Origin of the sequence: Candidatus Enterococcus courvalinii (genome assembly GCF_017315945.1) — a bacterium.
Lineage (GTDB): Bacteria > Bacillota > Bacilli > Lactobacillales > Enterococcaceae > Enterococcus_B > Enterococcus_B courvalinii.
This window is the reverse complement of sequence record NZ_JAFLWI010000006.1, coordinates 244,274-263,555: the sequence shown is the minus strand read 5'-3', so window position 1 is coordinate 263,555 and position 19,282 is coordinate 244,274. Positions and strand designations below refer to the sequence as shown.

At 36.0% G+C, this 19,282-nt stretch carries 18 protein-coding genes; 9 read left to right on the top strand and 9 right to left on the bottom strand.

Going from position 1 to position 19,282, the window contains the following annotated elements; all coding sequences use genetic code 11:
• The first annotated feature begins 31 nt into the window (after positions 1 to 31).
• Positions 32 to 1,831: a glycerophosphoryl diester phosphodiesterase membrane domain-containing protein gene (locus tag JZO71_RS05595; RefSeq protein ID WP_206898561.1), complete on the top strand. Its 1,800-nt coding sequence runs from the start codon at positions 32 to 34 to the stop codon at positions 1,829 to 1,831.
• A 232-nt stretch (positions 1,832 to 2,063) separates the two neighbouring features.
• On the opposite strand, the gene JZO71_RS05590 is transcribed toward JZO71_RS05595, so the two are convergent.
• Positions 2,064 to 2,276, bottom strand: coding sequence for a hypothetical protein (locus JZO71_RS05590; protein WP_206898604.1), 213 nt, complete (start codon positions 2,274 to 2,276; stop codon positions 2,064 to 2,066).
• Between the two features lie 503 nt (positions 2,277 to 2,779).
• On the opposite strand from JZO71_RS05590, the gene JZO71_RS05585 reads away from it, so the two are divergent.
• Positions 2,780 to 2,929 (top strand): hypothetical protein, encoded by a 150-nt coding sequence (locus JZO71_RS05585; protein ID WP_169819341.1) that lies wholly within the window; start codon positions 2,780 to 2,782, stop codon positions 2,927 to 2,929.
• Between the two features lie 170 nt (positions 2,930 to 3,099).
• Here JZO71_RS05585 and JZO71_RS05580 read toward each other — a convergent pair whose 3' ends face one another.
• Entirely contained in the window at positions 3,100 to 4,446 is a 1,347-nt protein-coding gene (locus tag JZO71_RS05580; protein WP_206898560.1) for a glucose-6-phosphate isomerase, read from the bottom strand.
• Positions 4,447 to 4,555: 109 nt separating this feature from the next.
• Complete coding sequence (gene gdhA, locus JZO71_RS05575; RefSeq protein WP_206898559.1) at positions 4,556 to 5,905, bottom strand: NADP-specific glutamate dehydrogenase; 1,350 nt, start codon at positions 5,903 to 5,905, stop codon at positions 4,556 to 4,558.
• Between the two features lie 107 nt (positions 5,906 to 6,012).
• On the opposite strand from gdhA, the gene JZO71_RS05570 reads away from it, so the two are divergent.
• Positions 6,013 to 7,284 (top strand): BaiN/RdsA family NAD(P)/FAD-dependent oxidoreductase, encoded by a 1,272-nt coding sequence (locus JZO71_RS05570; protein ID WP_488349795.1) that lies wholly within the window; start codon positions 6,013 to 6,015, stop codon positions 7,282 to 7,284.
• Positions 7,285 to 7,375: 91 nt separating this feature from the next.
• Here the strand turns inward: JZO71_RS05570 and ybaK are convergent, their stop codons facing one another.
• From ybaK to JZO71_RS05555, 3 genes are read right to left on the bottom strand one after another with little or no spacing between them, the layout of a single operon-like run.
• Positions 7,376 to 7,861, bottom strand: a complete 486-nt coding sequence (gene ybaK, locus JZO71_RS05565) for a Cys-tRNA(Pro) deacylase (protein WP_206898557.1) — start codon at positions 7,859 to 7,861, stop codon at positions 7,376 to 7,378.
• A gap of 60 nt (positions 7,862 to 7,921) precedes the next feature.
• Positions 7,922 to 8,671: a type I 3-dehydroquinate dehydratase gene (aroD, locus tag JZO71_RS05560; protein WP_206898556.1), complete on the bottom strand. Its 750-nt coding sequence runs from the start codon at positions 8,669 to 8,671 to the stop codon at positions 7,922 to 7,924.
• Between the two features lie 17 nt (positions 8,672 to 8,688).
• Entirely contained in the window at positions 8,689 to 9,864 is a 1,176-nt protein-coding gene (locus JZO71_RS05555) for a class I SAM-dependent rRNA methyltransferase (protein ID WP_206898555.1), read from the bottom strand.
• 236 nt (positions 9,865 to 10,100) lie between these two features.
• Here JZO71_RS05555 and JZO71_RS05550 point away from each other — a divergent pair, with 236 nt between their 5' ends.
• From JZO71_RS05550 to JZO71_RS05540, 3 genes are all read left to right on the top strand, one after another.
• Positions 10,101 to 12,230, top strand: a complete 2,130-nt coding sequence (locus tag JZO71_RS05550; RefSeq protein ID WP_206898554.1) for an LTA synthase family protein — start codon at positions 10,101 to 10,103, stop codon at positions 12,228 to 12,230.
• Positions 12,231 to 12,384: 154 nt separating this feature from the next.
• Complete coding sequence (locus JZO71_RS05545; protein WP_206898553.1) at positions 12,385 to 13,113, top strand: hypothetical protein; 729 nt, start codon at positions 12,385 to 12,387, stop codon at positions 13,111 to 13,113.
• Positions 13,097 to 13,609, top strand: a complete 513-nt coding sequence (locus JZO71_RS05540) for a hypothetical protein (RefSeq protein ID WP_206898552.1) — start codon at positions 13,097 to 13,099, stop codon at positions 13,607 to 13,609. Before JZO71_RS05545 ends, JZO71_RS05540 begins: the two co-directional genes overlap by 17 nt.
• A gap of 89 nt (positions 13,610 to 13,698) precedes the next feature.
• Here JZO71_RS05540 and JZO71_RS05535 read toward each other — a convergent pair whose 3' ends face one another.
• Genes JZO71_RS05535 through JZO71_RS05525 form a run of 3 tightly spaced genes read right to left on the bottom strand, consistent with a single transcriptional unit; the run spans position 13,699 to position 16,206 of the window.
• Positions 13,699 to 15,159 (bottom strand): sensor histidine kinase, encoded by a 1,461-nt coding sequence (locus JZO71_RS05535; protein ID WP_206898551.1) that lies wholly within the window; start codon positions 15,157 to 15,159, stop codon positions 13,699 to 13,701.
• Positions 15,159 to 15,875: a response regulator transcription factor gene (locus JZO71_RS05530; protein ID WP_206898550.1), complete on the bottom strand. Its 717-nt coding sequence runs from the start codon at positions 15,873 to 15,875 to the stop codon at positions 15,159 to 15,161. Before JZO71_RS05530 ends, JZO71_RS05535 begins: the two co-directional genes overlap by 1 nt.
• Positions 15,856 to 16,206 (bottom strand): SdpI family protein, encoded by a 351-nt coding sequence (locus JZO71_RS05525; protein ID WP_206898549.1) that lies wholly within the window; start codon positions 16,204 to 16,206, stop codon positions 15,856 to 15,858. Before JZO71_RS05525 ends, JZO71_RS05530 begins: the two co-directional genes overlap by 20 nt.
• A 144-nt stretch (positions 16,207 to 16,350) precedes the next feature.
• Between JZO71_RS05525 and JZO71_RS05520 the strand changes: the two genes are divergently transcribed.
• The 3 genes from JZO71_RS05520 to JZO71_RS05510 all read left to right on the top strand — a co-directional run bounded on the left by JZO71_RS05520 (position 16,351) and on the right by JZO71_RS05510 (position 19,153).
• Complete coding sequence (locus JZO71_RS05520) at positions 16,351 to 17,124, top strand: Cof-type HAD-IIB family hydrolase (RefSeq protein ID WP_206898548.1); 774 nt, start codon at positions 16,351 to 16,353, stop codon at positions 17,122 to 17,124.
• Between the two features lie 229 nt (positions 17,125 to 17,353).
• Complete coding sequence (locus tag JZO71_RS05515) at positions 17,354 to 17,776, top strand: MarR family winged helix-turn-helix transcriptional regulator (RefSeq protein WP_206898547.1); 423 nt, start codon at positions 17,354 to 17,356, stop codon at positions 17,774 to 17,776.
• Between the two features lie 27 nt (positions 17,777 to 17,803).
• A complete protein-coding gene (locus JZO71_RS05510; RefSeq protein WP_206898546.1) occupies positions 17,804 to 19,153 on the top strand; it encodes an MFS transporter in 1,350 nt (449 codons plus the stop codon).
• The last annotated feature ends 129 nt before the right edge of the window (positions 19,154 to 19,282 follow it).

Below are 19,282 nucleotides of genomic sequence, written 5' to 3'. Positions count from 1 at the left end.
TAAGATACAATAGAATTAGTAGGTGATAAAAATGAATTATTTAAAACATAGTTTAGGGAATGCTTGGGATTTTCTCAAAGGAACACAAAATTATTTTCGTGATGTTTTACTAATGCACGGCTTCATTTTATTTGTTTGTCTGCCGTTATTGAATAGTACAACTCGCTTCATTTTACATCGTGGTGCAATTGATTATTTATCTTATGACAATATCGCAACTATATTTTCTCAGCATCCTGGCGTATTAGGCGCGCTTTGTTTAGTCTTGTTGCTGATTTTACTTCTGGTCTATTTTGAGTTCACTTTTTTATTAATCAGTGTTTATTTCATCAAAAAGAGAAAACCTATTTCCTTAAAACAATTGCTTCGCATGACCATCTTACAACTAAAAAAGGTTCGTCCCGTTACATTTCTCTTTTTCTTAGCTTATTTTCTACTGATTTTACCGTTAAGCGGATTGAGTTTTAATTCTGATTTATTATCAAAAGTTAAAATCCCTTCATTTATTATAGATTTTATTTTTGAAAATCGGCTCGTGATTGTTAGTTTATTCGTTTTAGTTTACCTTTTCTTAGCATACATCGGCATTCGGCTGATTTTTGCGTTACCAGAAATGATCTTGCGGGATCGACCATTTCGCGAATCAATTCGAGAAAGCTGGCGACTTACGAAATCACGTTTCTTTGCGATTCTAGGGCAATTTATTATCATTGGTGGTAGTATCTTACTGATTTCCTCACTCGGTTATCTGTTGATTATCCTTTCACAGACAGCTGTTGAGAATTTTTTACCTGATTATTCATTGATTAGTGCTGTTTTTGCAATGACACTATTACAATTGATACTTTTGTTTAATATAGTTATGTCAACCGTTGGAATATTTTACATTATTGTCGACTTCATGGATGATGAAGGCTTCTTGCCAGAAATTCCTGAATGGTTCACTCCTGAGCCGCCTTTACATCGACATTCTACCTTAAAGAATACTGGACTGATTCTTTTTTGTGTTTTCTTTGGCGTTGGCGTCTGTTTATATAATATGAACTACTTGACTTCTGCTGCACAGACTACACCTTTAACCATCTCTCACCGTGGTGTCAGCAATCAAAATGGCGTTCAAAATACTTTATCTGCCCTAGAACAGACGAGTCAAACCTATCATCCCGATTACGTTGAAATGGATGTTCAAGAAACAAAAGATGGCCAGTTCGTCGTGATGCATGATTTCAATTTGAAGAATTTGACTGGTCTCAATCAGATACCACAAAATTTGACTTTAGAAGAACTAGAAAAGCTAACAGTCAAAGAAAATGTTCAAGAAGCACCGCTTGTTTCTTTTGATAATTATTTGGCAGCTGCTAAAAAAATCAATCAAAAATTACTGATTGAAATTAAAACAACGAAACATGATTCAAAGGATCTTGTTGAGCGTTTCACTAATAAATATCGCTCAGAGATTTTGGAACAACATCATATTTTACAGAGTTTGACTTACCAAACCGTCGAAGACTTGAAGAAAATTGAACCAAAATTTTACGTTGGCTATATTTTACCTTTTAATATTGTGGGTCCACCGATTACTTCTGCAGACTTTTTAACAATGGAATATAGTACAATTAACCGAAACTTTATTTCATCTGCTCATGAGGATAATAAAAAAGTTTATGTTTGGACAGTCAACGACTCAGACGCAGTCAGTCGTATGATGTTTTATGGTGTAGACGGAATCATTACCGATCAGATGGGCATTTTAAATGAGGAAGTACAATCACTTGATGAGGAGATAACTTATTCAGATAAATTACTTAACTTCGTACTAGGTGTTGGCTAAATCAAGAATAATAAAAAACAGCGATCGCTATGTGTCAACGATCGCTGTTTTTATTATTCTCTTTTCGCGTCTTTAACTGCCCGAAAGATGGCTAAAACTGCGGGAATTGCTGAGACAACTGCGAGAAAAATTCCTAGTTTCCCTGAATTTCTTTTCTTTGTCATAACATCTTCTCCCTTCTCTTTCCTTAAGTATAAAAAATTTTTTCAAATTTCTCAAAAGAAGCGATTCATCACGATACCATTTCAACTGGTGCGTAAATATCATTCAGCTTAACTAGTACACGATATTGTTTCTCATCAATAACAGAGTGGTCGCATTGCTCGTAGCTTTCAACTAAAACAACAGCTGTGTTGGTATAGGTATGTTCGATGTAACCAACGATTTCGTTAGTTACACCAATAGGTTTGCATATGTAAGACTTTCCAACTTCGATATCTAACATCAAAATTCACTTCCTTAATTATTATTTGTTTTATTTATAATAACAGAAAACCAACTGATTGAAAACGTTTTATTTTATTTTTTCGTATTTTTTTCTTTAAAATATCAGGAATTTAACCAAATATAAAGTTATCTCACTTTTTATTTAATATCACTTAAATCCCCTATTTTTTCGTCACGTAAGAAAGGTGACAAAACTGTTCTTTTTTAGTTGCTTCTTGTTCGTGTAGTTTTTTCTGTTTTTTCATACACTGAGTAAAAGGAGGGATAAGCATGGTTCTTATTCAAGCAGTAATCTTTATTACTTTAACAATTGGTCTACTCATTGGATTAACAGAAGATCGTTGATTTCTTTTGTTTTAAATAAAACATTCGTTTATAGATACCTCTTAATTGCAAGAAAAATAAGTTGGTGCTACACTACAGATGAGTTTGGAAGTTTACAGAGAATTTAACTGAAAATTTCTCGACTTTATCTCAATAAATTGAAAGGAGGAACGAAACATGACTTTTAACAAAACAAATATGACTTATCGCGTAGCCTTCGACACTTCAACCAATCGTTTTATGGCAATTGACGCAAAAAATGAACACAATGTCGCTTTCGGTATTACAATCGAACAAGCTGTCCGAGCATTACATGAATCTAATTAAGGAGCTGGCCACCCCCATGATATCTAAATCATTCTCGGAAAAAATCTAAAAGAGGTTTGTACGTCTTAGACGATGCAAACCTCTTTTTATTTTGCTATATAAAATTCTTTTTCTTTACTAAAAAAAGAAGCTGTGACATAAGCCACAACTTCTTTCATTTACTACAACTATTATAGACGTTCGTTCAATTCTTTTGCTAAGTCTTCAAAGCCTGGTTTGCCTAGTAGGGCGAACATGTTCTTTTTGTAGGCTTCTACACCTGGTTGGTCAAATGGATTGATTCCGTTCAAGTAACCAGAAATTCCGACAGCAATTTCAAAGAAGTACATGGTATAACCTAAAGTGTAAGCATCCATTTCTGGAATTTTAACTAGTAAGTTTGGCACATCGCCATCTGTATGTGCTAATAATGTTCCTTCAAAAGCTTTTGTGTTAACAAAGTCAACTTCTTTTCCTTGTAAGTAACCTAACCCATCTAAGTCAGCTTCTTGTTCAGGAATAGTGATTGATTTGCGAGGTTTTTCCACTTTAACGATTGTTTCAAAGATATTGCGACGACCTTCTTGGATATATTGGCCTAATGAATGTAGGTCAGTAGAGAAGTTTGCACTTGAAGGATAGATTCCTTTTTGGTCTTTACCTTCAGATTCCCCAAATAATTGTTTCCACCATTCTGAGAAATATTGCATTCCTGGTTCATAGTTGATCAACAATTCTGTAACTTTGCCTTTACGGTAAAGAATGTTACGCATTGCTGCATATTGATAAGCTTCGTTTTCTTCTAGTTTATCACTTGTATATTCTTTACTTGCATCAGCCGCACCTTGCATCAAAGCATCAATATCTGCTCCGCTAACCGCAATTGGTAATAGACCAACAGCAGTTAATACAGAAAAACGTCCGCCAATATCATCAGGAATAACAAATGATTCCCAACCTTCAGCATCTGCTTCAACTTTTACAGCACCGCGTGCTTTATCAGTTGTTGCATAAATACGTTTGTTTGCTTCTGCTTGACCATATTTTTTCACTAATAATTCTTTGAATACACGGAAAGCAATTGCTGGTTCTGTCGTTGTTCCTGATTTAGAAATAACGTTCACAGAAAAATCACGATCACCAATTACTTCGATCAAGTCAGCTAAGTATGTTGAGCTGATTGAATTTCCTGCATAAAAGATTTGTGGCGCTTTACGTTTGTCACCATCTAATAAGTTGTAGAAAGTGTGGTTCAAGAAATCAATTGCAGCACGTGCACCTAAATATGAACCACCAATACCGATTACTACTAATACTTCTGAATCAGATTGGATTTTTTTAGCTGCTTCTTTGATACGTGCAAATTCTTCTTTATCATAATTTGTAGGTAGATCGATCCAGCCTAAGAAATCGCTACCTGCGCCTGTACCTTCACGTAATAATTTGTCAGCCGCTGTTACTTGACTTTGCATGTAACCTAATTCATGTTCGTTGACAAACGGTGCTACTTTTGAATAGTCAAAATGAATGTGTGCCATTTGTTCTCCTCCTTAAAAGTTCACTATACAGGTATACTTTACGTTTTTTTTACTTTTTTTTCAAGCAAATATCTACGAACCTTTCAATATTTCCAAGAAAATTTCACATTTAGACCAATCCTTGTGCAGACATTGCTTCCGCAACCTTTGCAAAACCGGCAATGTTCGCGCCAAGTAATAGATTTTTTTCTTCATCATACTCAGCAGCAGTTTGACGACATGTTTCATAAATTGTTTGCATGATTTCATCTAATTGTTGATCTACTTGTTCACTTTCCCAAGTTAAACGTTGAGAGTTTTGGCTCATTTCTAAGGCAGATACTGCGACCCCTCCCGCATTTGCAGCTTTTCCTGGACAATACCAGACTCCTGCATCATGAAAAGCGGAGACAGCTTCAACTGTTGCTGGCATATTCGCACCTTCCGCCACAATTTGTACACCATTTTTCACTAAGATTTCAGCTAGTTCACCTGTGATTTCGTTTTGGGTAGCACATGGCAAAGCAATCTCACATACTTCTTCTAAGGACCATACCGATTTTCCTTCATGATAAACAGCAGATGTTTTTTGAGCTGCATACTCAGTTAAACGTTGACGATTTTTTTCTTTTACTTCTTTCAATAAATCTAAGTCAATACCTGTTGGATCATAAATAAAGCCACTCGAATCAGAACAAGTCACTACTTTTGCACCAAGCGCTTGCGCTTTTTCAATTGCATAAATCGCAACATTTCCACTACCAGATACAAAAACTGTTTTATCTGTAAAAGAATCTTGCTCTTGAGCTAACAAGTGTTTTACAAAATAAACTAATCCATAGCCCGTTGCTTCTGTGCGAACTTTGCTTCCCCAAAAATTCAACGGTTTTCCGGTTAACACACCTGCATCATATTGTTTGATTCGTTTATATGCACCAAACAAATAACCTATTTCTCTTCCACCAACCCCAATGTCGCCAGCAGGAACATCTAACGAAGGGCCAATATGTTTAGAAAGTTCAAGCATGAAACTTTGACAAAAACGCATGATTTCGCCATCTGATTTTCCTTTAGGATCGAAATCACTCCCACCTTTTCCGCCACCAATTGGAAGCCCAGTCAAACTATTTTTAAAAATTTGTTCAAAAGCTAAGAATTTCAAAATACTCAAGTTGACACTTGGGTGAAATCTCAGACCACCTTTATATGGACCTAAGGCTGAATTGTATTGAATGCGATAACCTCGGTTCACGCACCAATTTCCTTGATCATCTTGCCAAGGTACTCGAAATTGAATGATTCGTTCAGGTTCTACCAGAATTCCTAAAATATTTTGTTCGATGTATTCAGGATGGTTTTCTAAAAAATGCGTAACTGTTGGAAGTACTTCATCAATTGCCTGTAAAAATTCGACTTCGCCACGATCTTGTTGATGTAATTTTTCTTGAATCGTTTGAACATATTTTTTTGCATTTGTCATTGTGTCACACTCCTTCGATTAGCTAGTTTTTATTTTAGCTTATTTTGGGTCGCCACTCAAAAATTTTTCTGCGTTTATTTTTGAAATATGCTACACTCACTTGTGAGGTGAAGCGAATGGAAACGAACTACGATGTAATCGTTGTTGGCGCTGGTACCAGTGGAATGATGGCAGCTATTAGTGCCGCAGAACAAGGTGCCAAAGTGCTATTAGTTGAAAAAAATAAAAAAGCTGGAAAAAAATTGCTAATGACTGGTGGTGGGCGTTGTAACGTTACAAACAATCGACCAGTGGAAGATTTAATCGCACATATCCCCGGAAACGGAAAATTTTTATATAGCACTTTTTCACAATTTGATAACTTTGATATTATGAATTTTTTTGAAACACAAGGTGTACATTTAAAAGAAGAAGATCATGGCCGAATGTTCCCCGTTACAAATAAATCAAAAACAATCATCGAAGCATTGATTACTCGTCTTAATGAACTTGGTGTCACGCTAGTTTTTGGTACTAAAGTTGAAAAACTGGTGCACAATAATGGACAAATCTATGGCATTCGAACAGAATTTGAAGAATTCCAAGCTCCTTGTGTGATTTTAACAACTGGTGGACGTACTTATCCATCAACTGGCTCAACTGGTGATGGCTACAAAATGGTAAAAAAAGTTGGTCATACAATCACACCATTATATGCGACTGAATCTCCCTTGATTTCCGAAGAACCATTTATTCAAGAAAAAACCTTACAAGGATTGTCTTTACAAGATATTTCTTTAAGTGTCTTGAATAAAAAGGGACGAGTAATTACTGAACACGTTATGGATTTACTTTTCACACACTTTGGTATTTCAGGACCTGCTGCCTTACGCTGTTCAAGTTTTATTAATCAGGAACTAAAGAAAACGGGCGAATCAGTTACAATTTCTCTAGATTGTTTCCCAACTCGATCCAGTCATGACTTGATTCAAGAACTAACTGCTAAGAGTCAGCAATCGAAAAAAACATTGGTCAATACTTGGCACGGCTTTTTACCCGAACGATTACTGACTTTTTATTTAAATCGCCTAAATATGGAACAACAAACTGGCCAACAGACAACGGAAAAACAAATTCAAGACTTTGTCCAATTATGTAAAGAATTTCATCTTTTGATAAACAAAACTTTTCCGATAGAAAAATCTTTTGTAACTGGCGGTGGTGTGTCGTTGAAAGAAATTAATCCTAAGACCTTAGAAAGTAAACTAGTAGCTGGATTATATTTTGCAGGTGAATTACTGGATGTCAACGGTTATACTGGTGGCTTCAATATCACTGCGGCTTTTGCTACGGGTCATGTTTCTGGCATGAATGCTGGTCAACAAGCACAATCCATGTAAAGCACTACGCACCCAATGAAATGATTAATTGATTGCGCATAAAAATAACCCCCTTCAAGTTAGATGAGATGCTAACTTGAAGGGGATTGTTTTATACCTTGATAGCGACAAATTTTCCATTTGTCAATTGGCAAATAGCTTGTGGGGCTAACTCCATTTGTAAGCCTCGTTTGCCAGCAGAAATAATGATTTGTTCATAGTTTTCCGCAATTTGATCGAGATAAGTTGGAAATAATTTTTTCATCCCGATTGGTGAACAACCACCACGAATATAACCAGTAGTTGCTTCTAGCTCACGTAAATGAAGCATTTCTACTTTTTTATTTCCAGAAACTTTTGCCAGCTTTTTCAAATCCAGCTCATTTTCTCCCGGAATGACAGCGACTAGCGGACCAGTTACATTTCCTACAGCCACCAATGTTTTAAAAATTCGTTGTTCACTCCCAGGAATCTGATCAAAAATCGCTGTCGCACCTAAATGATTTTCATCCCATTCATATTCGTGTTCCGTATACGCGATTTTTTTTTGCTCTACGAGTCGAATTGCATTTGTTTTTACTTGTTTTTTCTTTGCCATATTTCCACCTCATTGCAACCAGCATGATAAATTCAAAGTACCATTAGTTACTATAATCAATCATGCTAAACTCTTAATTATTTGTTGCAGTTCTTTCACAGGTAATTGTCCTGGTGCCGAGGCAGCCGCTTTTGAAATTGCCCCAAAAGTAACTGCTGAACCCGTTAAGCATCCTGCTACTCTTGATAACTTACCCATTTCTCCCATTGACACAGTAATCAACGGAATTGAAACAAAGGCACTTGCTCGTTTAGTCAATTCAAGCAAGCGAAAAACATCTTGTTCTGTTTGTGGCATCATCGCTAATTTTCCGATGCTAGCACCAAAGTGTTCCATCATATTTAAGCGATAAAGCAAGACCGGATCAGCTGGTGTCTCTTCAAATTCATGATTACTGATAATGATTGGAATGTGATGATCTTTGATGCGATCAATCATTCCGCGTCCTAAGCTTTCAATCTGAAACAATTCAATGTCTACCATATCGACCAGCTGTTCAGTCACCACTATTTCGTACAAATCATGATATTCTCTAATCGATAAATCTCGTTTTCCGCCCTCAGCCAGCGTTCGAAATGTAAAAAGTAACGGTAATCCTTGAAGTTCATATTGAAGAAGGACTAGAGTTTCTAGCACCTTCTCTAATTGCAAGATTTCTTGATAAAAATCGACGCGCCATTCCACTAAGTCAGCACCTGCTTCGCGCGCGAGACGTGCTTCACTTAAGATTTCTTCTTGGTTCACGCCAGTTAATGGCGCACAAACTTTTGGTCGGCCAGTCCCGATTTGCAAATTTTTCACTTGGATCATCCGTAACGACTCCCTTCTTACATCTGATTGATTTTATAAATAAATACCTTTAAGTAATTTCCTTCAGGAAAAGTGTTGATCGTTTGAAAATCATTTGGTAAGCGATAAAATCCGATTTGCTCATAGGAGACACCTTTTGCAATGAACTCATCTTCAATCATTTTTTGAAATTGTTGAATCGTAACGTTCGCCGCATTTGTTGAGGCAATCAGCACTCCTTCATCTGCTAAAATTTCCAGACTGTCTTTGACCAATTCACCATAATTTTTTGCCACTCGGAAAACTTTCTTTTTGTTGCGGGCAAAACTTGGCGGATCTAAAACAACGACATCATAAGTCAATTGTTTACGACTCGCATACTTAAAGTACTCAAAAACATCCATAACTATGATTTTTTGTTGTTCAAGATCTAAACCATTGACTTCAAATTGTTCCTGCGTTTTTTTCAAGCTTCGTTTAGCAAGATCAACACTAGTCGTCTCAACAGCACCACCCATTGCAGCCGCAACCGAAAAAGCACCTGTATAACTAAACATATTTAGTACCGATTTCCCTAACGCTAACCCATCAACTAACATCCCGCGAACTTCCTTTTGATCTAAAAAGATACCCGTCATCAAACCTTCATTTAAATAAGTTACAAACTGAACACCATTTTCTTTTATAGTCAACGGTTCTGGTGCTTTTTTTCCGTAAATAAACTGACTTTCTGGCAAATCTTTTGTATCAAAACGAATTTTTTCATACGCACCTAAAATTTCTGGATATGTCTTTTTAAATGCTTCAATCAGTAACTCTCGATGAAGATACAGTGTTTGGTTATACCAAGAAAAGACAGCAAACTGATCGTAATAATCAATGATCAAACCACCGATGCCATCCCCTTCACCATTGAACAAACGAAAGGCATTTGTTAAGTCATCACTAAAATAAGTTGTGCGTTTTGCTTTAGCTGTTGCAAATTTCTCCTCAAAAAATGCCATATCAAATGGTTCATCCACTCGGCTTAATACCCAACCAATTCCTTTGTTTTGCTTTCCTAAATAACCTTTTGCCACAAATTGATTTTGTTGATCTACCAAATCGATCCATTCAGTAGTGTCCACTTGTGTATCGACTAAGTCTTCTGTTTGAATGAGCGGATAGCCTTTTCTGAACTGGGTGCTTGCTCGTTTTTTTACTTTTATTTTCATTCATTCACCTGCTTTTACTTTCTCACCTTTCAGTATAACAAAAATCAAACGGCTTGTCTTAAGGCACAAACCTCTAAGAAAGCTTAAAGAATCCCTTAACCAACTGCCATAAATCATCGGTTAGAATTGACACTAAAATCTTCGACTAGTAAAATAGATTAGAATACGTAAGTTGTGTATTATGGGTTTTACGACACTCTTATCCTTATTTTTTGAGTGTAGAAAGGAAGGTTACTTTGAAACATATAAAAACGCCCGCTTTTTTAAATAAGCGGCTCGGATTTTTTTCTTTGTTAGCTGTTTTAGTTTGGCTAAAAACAATTTTCGCCTATTTGATTGATTTCAATTTAGGGATTGAAAGTGGAGTACAATACTTCATCCTACTTATCAATCCAATTGCGACTACTTTATTATTACTTGGTATTGCTTTGTATGTGAGACGGGCAAGAGCTTCGTACATCACGATGATGGTGATTTTTTTCTTACTCACTTTGTGGGTATTTTCAAATGTCACTTACTATCGTGAATTTACAGACTTTATTACCATCAATACTATTTTAGGTGCTGGAAAAGTTGCTAGTGGTTTGGGTGAAAGCGCCCTCCGTTTGTTCCGACCTTACGATTTATTGTATTGGATAGATTTTATAATCTTAACCGTTTTATTAGTCACTAAAAAAATCAAAATGGATGAACGTCCTATTCGGGCACGTATGGCATTTGCCATTTCCACATTAGCGGTTATGATTTTTTCTGGAAATCTTTTCTTAGCTGAAGCTGATCGTCCTGAACTATTAACTCGAACATTCTCCCGTGATTATTTAGTTAAGTATCTTGGTCTTAATGCTTTTATGGCTTATGATGGTTTCCAAACGTATCAAACAAACCAAGTTCGCGCTGAAGCAAGCCCCAATGATATGAAAGAAGTTGAGAACTACGTTAAGGAACACTATGCTGAACCAAACGATGAGATGTTTGGCGTGGCAAAAGGAAGAAACGTTATCTATATCCATCTGGAAAGTTTCCAACAATTCCTGATTGATTACAAATTAAAAGATGAAACAGGCGCTGAACATGAAGTAACACCCTTCCTTAATAGTTTATTCCATAGTAACAGCACCTATAGCTTTGATAACTTTTTCCATCAAGTCAAAGCTGGAAAAACGAGTGACGCTGAAACACTTATGGAAAATTCTCTATTTGGGTTAAACCAAGGATCACTCTTTACACAATTGGGTGGGAAAAATACTTTCCAAGCTGCACCTGACATCTTAAATCAAACACAAGATTATACTAGTGCTGTTTTCCACGGAAACTCTGGTACTTTCTGGAACAGAAATGAGACGTATAAAAATCTTGGTTATGATTATTTCTTTGACTCATCTTATTACGATGTAACCGATGAAAACTCATTCCAATATGGTTTGCATGACAAGCCATTTTTTGACCAGTCCGTTCAGTATTTAGAACATTTACAACAGCCATTTTATTCAAAATTCATTGCGGTCTCGAACCACTATCCTTATTCAAAATTTACGAATGAAGAAGCAGGATTCCCGATGGCAGCAACCAGTGATGAAACAATTAATGGCTACTTCGCAACTGCCAATTATCTTGATACAGCAGTCGAAGAATTCTTTAATTATTTGAAATCAAGTGGATTATATGATAATTCTGTCATCGTTTTGTATGGTGACCACTATGGTGTTTCAAATTCAAGAAACAAAACTTTAGCAGAACTACTTGGAAAATCAAGTGATACTTGGTCAAACTTTGATAATGCACAAATGCAACGTGTCCCTTATATGATTCATGTTCCTGGTCAAACAAACGGCGGGATCAATCATACTTACGGCGGACAAGTTGATGCGTTACCAACATTACTTCACTTACTAGGTGTGGATACCAAAGATTATATTCAACTTGGACAAGATCTATTCTCTAAAGATCATGATCAAGTGGTAAGCTTCCGTGATGGTGATTTCGTTACCCCAACCTATACTTACTACGGTGGTACGATCTATGATAACGCAACAGGTGAAGCCATTACTGATCCTTCCCCTGAAGTTCAAGCAAAAATCGATGCATGGAAAGTTGAAGTTTCAAAACAATTAGCTGTTTCGGATCAAATCAATAACGGTGATTTACTTCGTTTCTACACCAATAGCAACCTTGATCCAATTGACTCTGCCAACTACGATTACAAAAAAGGCCTAGAAAAAATGACTGAAATCGAGAAAAAATTAGGTGATAAATCGACGAGCGTATTTAGTCAAAATGGTAACAAATCTACAACTGATCTTTATGAAACAAAAACCTACCAAGAAATAAACGGTACACCAACACCTGATGCTTCTTCAAAAGAATAAACAATCAAAAAAGCGTGAGAAACTAACTTCTCACGCTTTTTTGTACTCTCAAATAACAGATTCCCCCCTCTTTGAAAAATAACTCGTAATTTCTCAAAAAGAATTTCATACTTTATTCATATTCATTTTTTATACTTTAATAGAGGTGAAAAGTATGAAAATAATCCGTTATGCTATTGCGCGTTTAGCATATTATAAAAAGCAAACAATTGTATATACTTTATTTTCTAGTTTCTTTGCTTTTTTGTTACTCATCTCTTTTAATTTATATAATTTACAAACTACCCTACACGAACAAATCCAAAACCGTTTAACTATCTTTAGTTCAACTAGCCAAGAAGAAAAGATTCCACAACTGGATAGTGTTAGTCACTTCTATTCATCCGTTATTTTGGTTCTTGTCCTTTGCTTTGCGCTTTGTTTTTTCTTCTTTTTCATCCATATCTTAAAACAAAATCGACAAGAATTGATGAATTGGCGTTTGACTGGATTTTCTCAAAAAAAATTATTCTTCTTTGTCTACACGCAAATGTTTGTACCAATTGCTGTCGCTTGTTTAGGTTTATTATTATGGAGTATCAGTTTCCAACATCTCTACGAAACCCTGCTCCAAAAAATAAACTTAACTGTTCTTACCATATTTAAGTTTCCTGATTTCTCTATTCCTTCTTCAGTTAGTGGATTGACCATTCCTATCAATCAAGAAGCTTTTTTTCAGATTGATTTTACGACTGAGTTTTTGCTTGTTGATACATTTAAAGGAATCATTCAAACTCTTCTCACTTTAACTTTTGTTAGCTTATTTATAAGTGTTTTGTCCTTTCTCTATTTTTCTCGAAGATTGCAAAAAGGGAGGTTCACTCGCCATGAAACAACCAAATAATACGACTCATTTCAACTGTCTTACTGTTATTCTTAGTTCAAAAGAAAAACAACAACATTTACTTAATGAATGGAAAGAACATTTAGTGCTAGATGATACGCCAGGTTACACGATTATTCAAAAAAATTGGCCGATTTTTCCTTATTTAAAATTGAAAGATCATGTTTATCTAGATATTTCAAGTAAAGAAATCAAATCAACTAGTTCCGCTTATCAGGCACAATTGAAGCTTGATTCCTCATGGGAAAAGCAGTCAGCTGATGAACTCTCTTTATTAGAAAAAATCAAACTGCAACTCTTGCATTCTTTACTTGCTAAACGTACACAGATCATTGTGGAAGACGCATTTGACGACCTAACAATCACCGAAACTCAAGAATTGTTAGACATTCTTTGCTTGTTAGCTCGTCAAGAAAACCAAACAATCCTACTGTTCACCAATAATACCATCATTGCCCACAGTCCCTATATTGATCATTTAGAAGATGCTTCCTAAAGTATTTTTATGTGCTTTACTCAATTGTTCTTACTAATTAGATCTCATCAAAAAAAGCCAGAGGCGAACATTTTCACCTCTGGCTTTTTTTAGTTTTCTTGAGATTCTTCTTTTATTTCTACATCTGGCAGTCGGACAGTAAATGTTGTTCCTTTTCCTTCTTCACTCTCGACCTCGATTTTTCCTTTATGCAGACGAACTAGTTGTTGCACAATTGGTAATCCCAAGCCAGATTCACCATATTTTGTATTCTTTCTTGATGGATCAACCTTATAGTAACGTTCCCAAATATTTTTCATCTGCTGTTCTGAGATGCCGATTCCTGTGTCTTTGATTTTAATAATCGTTTCAAGATAACCTTTTTCTATACTAATAGTAATTTGACCATTCTCGGTAAACTGAATCGCATTTTGAATGATATTGACCATGATTTGCACGAAGCGATCATAGTCGGCATACACATCAATTTCTTCCTGCGCTTCTAAAATCAGCGTGTCTCCAGCTGCTTCTGCTTTTGCTTCAAGTTGCGTCACAAGATTTCTCAAGGTTTCCGTTCCATTGAATTTCTTGATGACCATCGTGATTTGGTCAGTCCGGATTTTCTCATAATCAAGATTCTCATTGACTAAACGAATAAGTCGCTCCGTTTCATTTTTCATTAATTTGATTGCATTTTCTCGTTGATTTTCTGGAATCGCATCATAGGCAAGACCTTCTAGCAAGCCATTGATCGTGGTCAAAGGCGTGCGCATCTCATGTGCTGCATCTGCCATGAATTGGCGGCGTCGATTCTCTTGTTCTTCAATTTCTGCTTGCGACTCTTTGAGCGAGTTCGTCATCTTATTGAAGTCATCTGCGAGCTCATCAAATTCATCTTTGTCGTGAACAGGTAGCTGGACATCAAAATTTCCATTCGTTACTTCTTTGGTTGCATTGCGCAAACGATTGATCCGTTTCACCTGAAACGCAGCAAATACATAACTAGCAATAATCGCAACAATACTGGAAAAAATAAACCCTTTGAAAAGATTCAACGTAACTGAACGTACACTATTATCAATATTTCGTGCGGGTTGGCTCACAACCAAAGCGCCATAAAATTCATGGTTTAAATTAAATGGTACTAGGGCATATGAGGTTGCTTGTTGCTGCCCTAAAATATTTTTATGATCGGTAAATTTTTGTTGTTCCCCGTTGCGCAAATTTTTCCATTGTTCTGGACTAATCGTAAAATCCAACATAGAATCGTCCGTTGGATAAATAAGTCGTTCATTTTTATCAATAAAAATAAAATTGACATTTTGCTCCGTCAACACTTGTTCTGTCAAAAGCAAGGCATTTTGAAACGCCTGATCTTGACTCAACTGTGGAAACGTATTGGCATATGTTTGTGTGGTTTTTTCAACAGATTCCGCATAACCAAACAGTTGTTGGTAATTATTTTCTTCAATCGTCTGCTTCGTCAATTGTGTAAATGAAACCCCGACAATCAAAATAATCATGGCAATCATACTACAAAAAGCAAGTAATTGTTGATAAAGATAACGCATTAGGCAACACCAGAATCATCAAACTTATAGCCGACGCCCCAAACTGTTTGGATGACTTGTGGACCGACTTTCTCAATTTTTTGACGAAGCTTTTTGATATGTGCATCAACTGTTCGCTCATCACCAAAATATTGATAATCCCAAACTAATTCCAATAGCTGTTCTCTTGAAAAAACTTGTCGTGGTTTTTTCGCCAAAGTAAATAAAAGATCAAATTCTTTTGGCGTCAACCCTTCAATCAATTGACCATCAAGATAAGCTTCACGAGTTTTGGTATTCATTTTAAAATGTTCTGTTTGAATGTCGAAATGATTATCTGATTCACTGGCTTCTTCTTTTGCATCGACCAGTTCGCTTCGACGATGCAGAGCTTTCATTCGTGCAATCAAAGTTAGTGGACTAAATGGTTTCGTTACGTAGTCATCTGCCCCCATTTCCAGCCCAATAACTTGGTCGCTTTCTGAATCGCGTGCAGTCAGCATAATGATTGGTACTGTACTTGAGATTTTCCGAATCTCACGCCCAACAACCATGCCATCCATTGTTGGTAAATTCAAATCAAGTGTGATCATGTCCCAATGTGCAGGATTTTCTAAAAACGCATCCAGACCGTCTTTCCCATCATACTTGAACGTTGCCTCCCAGCCTTCATTCAAAAAAAACATCTGCATCATTTCAGAAACAGATTGGTTATCTTCAATCATTAAAATGTTCATAGTCATCCCCTCCGGATTTCTGGTCAAATTTCTGTAATTTTTTTTCCGTTAAAATAAAGATCGGCATAATTGGAAAAACTAATACCAATAGTTCAATCAAAAAGTAATTCGTATTTCCTGTTACTTTTAATAAATAGCCGATCACAGCCATTATCAAGCCAAAAATAATAAAATAATTGCCACTAACTTTCTGGGCTAACTGCCAGTGTTCATCTGTTTTAGCAGCTAACGGTGAGTGGTAACCATAAAATGGCAAGTTTCCCTTGGAAGGAAACAAGCGAAAGAAAATACCAATAGTCGTTAAAGCAACGCCTACAACTAAAAAAATCATTGATTTCCTCCTAAAAAGTTCTCTTTCTAGTATACTCCAAATAGTCTTACGAACCAATATATTCAATAATTCTTCATGAAAGGTTTGTCTTTTGTTCATTCTTTGTTAAGATAGGTTTATTGAAAAGATAAAGGAGTTTTTTTTGTGTCAAACTATCAAGCAATTACTTTTTTTGACCTAGATGGAACACTGCTAGATGCGCATTCAACAATCACCCCAGAAGTTGCATCTGCTATGAATACCTTAAAAGAAAATCACGTTTTGCCTGTCATTGCAACTGGAAGAACAGAAATCGAAATCCAAAAGATCATGGGAGATGCTGGAATCACTTCAGCTGTTACCATGAACGGCTCTTATATTCGTGTGGATGGAAAAGAAGTCCATTCTGAACTTTTTTCAGAAGAAGAATGTCAAAGAATGTATGAACATGTACAGTCACAAGGTCATGAACTTTCGTACTACAATCACCAAAATATTTGGTGCACTGGCCACAACCAAATAATGATTGATGCCTATAACTTCATTCATTCTGAAGTCCCCCCAATTGAACCTTTTGCTTTTCGTGAAAATAAAATCAATATGCTCTTGATTCTTTCACAAAGTGGCGATGAATATTACCATGAACAGTTTCCTGAACTAACCTTTTATCGAAACGGTCCTTATTCAATTGATACCGTAAAGAAAGGAATCTCTAAAGGTGCTGGCGTCAAGCGACTAAAAGACGAATTAGGATTGACCAATGTCCCCACGTTTGGATTTGGTGATGGACCGAATGACTTCGCCCTTCTAGAAGCTTGCGACAATAAAATTGCAATGGGCAATGCCTACGATGGACTAAAAGAGTTAGCGACTTTCGTTACTAAGAAAAATACTGAAGGTGGTATTGTCCACGCATTGAAACATTTTGATTTGATTTAATTTTTTAAAATAAAAAATCCGTAATTAATCTCAAAGCAGATAAGACTGTTTTGAGATTTTTTTCTTTCTATTGAGAAAAAGAAACGGTCCGAAATACCAACAAACAACTCAATCAATCATTGCCTAGTCGAATAGGAGAATCCAAAAAATTGACAAAAAAAAGAAAAAATCTTTTAATAGACATATCCACTAATGGATATGTCTATATAAAACTTACGAGGTGACTTTTATGAATGAAATAGATTTAAGTAAATATTTAGCTGCCATTTATCGCCAAACAAAAAAATCATGGAACCATCAAAATAGTTTTGACTTTTTGAGGGCAACACAAACAGATATTATTATGTTTGCTCTAAAAAATCCTCATCAAATCCAAAAAGATATTGCGCGCCGGATGGCAATCGATCCAAGCTTATTGACAAAAGATTTGAAGTTTTTAGAAAAAGAAGAAATTATTACTCGATCACTAAGCAATGAATCACGTGCTTATCATATTGATTTAACTGATAAAGGAACAAAAATTGCTGAACAACTAGGAAATGAAATGGAAGAATGGTGGATTTCGTTCTTTCATGCTCACCCAGAGATCAATCAAGAACAGTTTACTGAACAATTAAAATTGGTTTATGAAGCATTTAATGCGAACGAATAGTGTAACGTAAGGAGACCTGAACCGAAAATGGAAAAACAACTTCTCGTAAAAAATCGGAAATCGATTACTATCATCATCTTACTAGCAACATTTATCAGTATGATGAGTCAAACAATGATGGTTACAGCTTTACCATTACTCAAAGACATCATGCAAGAATCGTTAACTACTGTTCAATGGCTAACAACTGGCTACACATTAATGGTTGGCGTTGTTACACCACTGACCTCTAATGTTTATGAAAAATACTCCAGTCGTACCATCTTTTTATCCTTATTGATTGCTTTTACTGTGGGAACGTCAATTGGTGCAATCGCACCGAATTTTTGGTTTTTATTATTAGGTAGGTTACTGCAAGCTGCAGCAGGTGGCTTTTTGATGGCTTTTCAAATGACTACTATGATGACGATCTACCCTCCAAGCCAGCGTGGCATGATTATGGGCCTCTCTACTTTTGTCATTGCTTTTGGACCTGCCGTAGGGCCAACAATTGCGGGAATCATTTTGAATTATTTAAATTGGCGCTACTTATTTATTAGTATCTTACCAATCATGCTCTTAATCCTTCTCATCAGCTTTTGGCGATTTCCTAACTATTCTCAGCGAAAATCAGTTAAGATCGATTTTATTTCGGTCATCGAATCTTTCTTATCTATCTCGTTTATTATGTTAAGTATCACTATGATGAAAAGCCAACTGGTCCTAGGTATTTTTCTTTTTATTTTGGGACTTTTGATTGGCTGGATTTTATTGAAACGACAATTACGCATGAAAAAACCGCTAATTAATATCCATTTACTAAAACAACCCACTTTTGTAAAAATGACTGGCATTAGTATTCTAGCTTATATCATTTTGGTTGGGTTAGGACAGCTAGTCTCCATCTTTGCTCAAATGGCGCTTGCAGTTGATAGTTTGACGGCTGGTCTTATCTTATTACCAGGAGCGATTTTGAACGCTTTTTCTTCGATTATTGTTGGACGAATTTACGACAAGCATGGACCAAAGAAATTAATCATAACTGGCAGCTTTTTGATGCTCGTATCCTTTATCCCCTTCTTTCTTTCACGAGTAGAAATCAATTTAGCTTTGTTGTCCTTGACTTATGCGCTTTGTCTCTTAGGAATTGGATTGATTTTTTCACCTTCTCTAGCTGAGGCTTTTAAAGACATCGAGCCTTCACAAATCAGCCAAGCAACCGCTTTGAATAATACACTTCGTCAAATGTTTGCGTCTATTGGAATTACGATCATGATAAGTATCGTGACAATTCCTTCATCAATGACTGTTGGAATTACTTGGGTGATGACTTTATGTATTCTTTTGACTATTGCGATTCCACTTATCTTGTTCAGTTTAAAACCAGAAAGGAAGTGACTAACTCTCGAAGCAGGTAGTAGTGCTTCGAGAGTTTTTAATAAAACTACACATGATTCAGAGAGTGAAACTGATTTATCCTCTCTCTGATTTGATTTCTATTTTAGACACAACACATTTTTATTGAAA